This is a genomic window from Streptomyces sp. 13-12-16 (assembly GCF_002114215.1).
Lineage (GTDB): Bacteria > Actinomycetota > Actinomycetes > Streptomycetales > Streptomycetaceae > Streptomyces.
Map to the genome: position 1 here is coordinate 1937 of NZ_NCTE01001286.1, position 1190 is coordinate 3126.

The 1190-nt window shown below is 76.5% G+C and carries 2 protein-coding genes; one reads left to right on the top strand and one right to left on the bottom strand.

The window, feature by feature from the left end; all coding sequences use genetic code 11:
• Positions 1-351: LysR substrate-binding domain-containing protein (locus B7767_RS39470; protein ID WP_256923731.1), on the top strand; the 351-nt coding region annotated here is incomplete at its 5' end.
• Between the two features lie 267 nt (positions 352-618).
• On the opposite strand, the gene B7767_RS39475 is transcribed toward B7767_RS39470, so the two are convergent.
• Positions 619-1190, bottom strand: a 572-nt coding sequence (locus B7767_RS39475) for a gamma-glutamyl-gamma-aminobutyrate hydrolase family protein (RefSeq protein ID WP_085576138.1), incomplete at its 5' end; no start/stop codon positions are given.

A 1190-nucleotide genomic window follows, 5' to 3' on the forward strand; every position in this document is an offset into this window, starting at 1 on the left:
GCGTGGGCCCGTCGGCGGCGGCCGATCGCGGCGGAGGAGCTGGCGAGCACGCCGTTGATCCTGCGGGAGAAGGGGTCGGGGACGCGGCAGGTCCTGGACGCGGCGCTGGGCGGGTTGGCCCGGCCGTTGATCGAGCTGTCCTCGACCACGGCGGTGAAGGCGGCGGCTGTGGGCGGGGCGGGGCCGGCGGTGCTGAGCGAGCTCGCGGTGGGGGAGGAGCTGGCGATGCGGCGGCTGGTGCGGATTCCCGTCAATGGGATCGCCCTCGCCCGGGACCTGCGTGCGGTGTGGCCCACGGGGCACCGGCCCACCGGGCCTGCGCGGGATCTGCTGTCGCTGACGCGGGGGTGAGGGGCTGGCGTTCGCCGGGTGCTCCACGTTGCGGCTGGGCGGGGGTGGATCGCGCTGCCCGGCGCCTACGGGGTGCCTCCCCCAGAGGGGGTACCCCCCAGCGCCCACCCGTGCCGCTGGGGGCACCTCCCAGGCCCTCAAGGCACTGGGGGAGGCACGATTTGCCCGCGGCCGAGGCGGTACGGCTACCTGCGGCTGACGCGGCACGACTGCCCGCGGCTGAGGCGGTACGGCTGCCCGCGGCTGAGGCGGTACGGCTGCCCGCGGTCACGGCGGCAGGGGCCGGCCGCGGAGAGCGGCGGTGGTCAGGGCCTGCATGACGCGTGGGTCGTTTCCCATCTCCGGGTGCCATTGGACTCCCAGAACCCAGGCCGGGGCGGGCAGTTCGATCGCCTCCACCGTGCCGTCCTCCGCGTACGCCGACGGGATCAGGCCGCTGCCCAGGCGGTCCACCGACTGGTGGTGGTAGGTGGGGACGGAGGTCTGTTCCGGGGCGACGCCGGCGTAGAGCGTGCCGGGGACCGGCTTGACCGGATGGTGGCCGAAGGTGCCCGGCGCCTCCGCGTGGCCGTCGATGTGCTGGACCAGGGTGCCGCCCAGGGCGACGTTCAGGAGCTGCATGCCGCGGCAGATGCCGAGCAGCGGGACCCGGCGGTCCAGGGCCGCCTCGATCAGGGCGAGTTCCCAGGCGTCCCGCGCCCGGGCGGGCGGTCCCGTGCGCGGGTCGGGCTCGGCGCCGTAGTGGACGGGCTCCACGTCCGGGCCGCCCGCGACGACCAGTCCGTCGAGCCGGGCCACGGTCGCCGCCGCCCGCTCCGGCGCGTCCGGCGGGAGCATCG